The 883-nt window shown below is 58.1% G+C and carries 1 protein-coding gene; it reads left to right on the forward strand.

The window, feature by feature from the left end; all coding sequences use genetic code 11:
* Nucleotides 1-419: 419 nt before the first annotated feature.
* Complete coding sequence (locus tag JF66_RS20695) at nt 420-701, forward strand: hypothetical protein (protein ID WP_035880840.1); 282 nt, start codon at nt 420-422, stop codon at nt 699-701.
* The last annotated feature ends 182 nt before the right edge of the window (nt 702-883 follow it).

The raw sequence follows: 883 nt of genomic DNA on the forward strand, positions 1-883 counted from the left end.
CTTCTTCCGCCCCCGTGCTTTCGATCAAACCTGAACGCCCAGAGCGCTGTGGGAACACCATTGCTACCGACAACGAACCCGCTGCATCAGGCTAAAGACCCACTGACGAGATAACCGCAACAGGCCCAGTGATAACGCTCCGTCCGGACAGTAGACAACGTGTCCGGAGGTAGACGAGCATAATTGAACCCATGAAACTTCTCGGAACAATAGTCCTAGGCGCGATAGCGACCACCGTAATCCTGTCCGGTTGCTCCAACGCCACCGGTGGCGACTCCAACCCGACCACTTCCACCAACGAAACGACTACCTCCTCCACGCCGTCTGAAACGTCTGGTGCGGCGCCGTCAACTCCCGCATCCAGCTCCGACGCGGACGCAACTTCCGGGACGTTGCCTGCAGACCCACTCGATCCAGTCATGGTCTACGCACTCTGCAAAGCCCAGACGATCAGCTATGTCTCGAAAAGCTACTCCGCAACGTGGGCACCATTTGAGGAAGCGATAACCGCCGTCAGGGACGACGGCGTGATCGGCATCTACATCGAGACAATCGACAACGAGACAGCAAACGAAATGGCCAGCGTATGTCAGATCGGTGGCACAATCGGTTCCCCCGAGTGGGTCTCGTACGGCGTAGATAGCCGGACCTCCGATCGTGATTTCATCGTGGCTGACCTCACCTCGCACGACCAGGCATGATGTCGGTCAGTACGGCAGTACCAACGTGGCATCTGTGCGGCCCCGCCCGACGAAGCAGACGGGTGCCTCCAGCGACGTGAAGCTTGAGAACAATGGGATTTCTTGACAACGGCCGTCATCTGCGGGCACGTTACATGACAAGGAATTCCGCCTTGAAGGGGGCTCTTCGAGGCTGATCGGAT

Source organism: Cryobacterium sp. MLB-32, from assembly GCF_000738085.1.
Lineage (GTDB): Bacteria > Actinomycetota > Actinomycetes > Actinomycetales > Microbacteriaceae > Cryobacterium.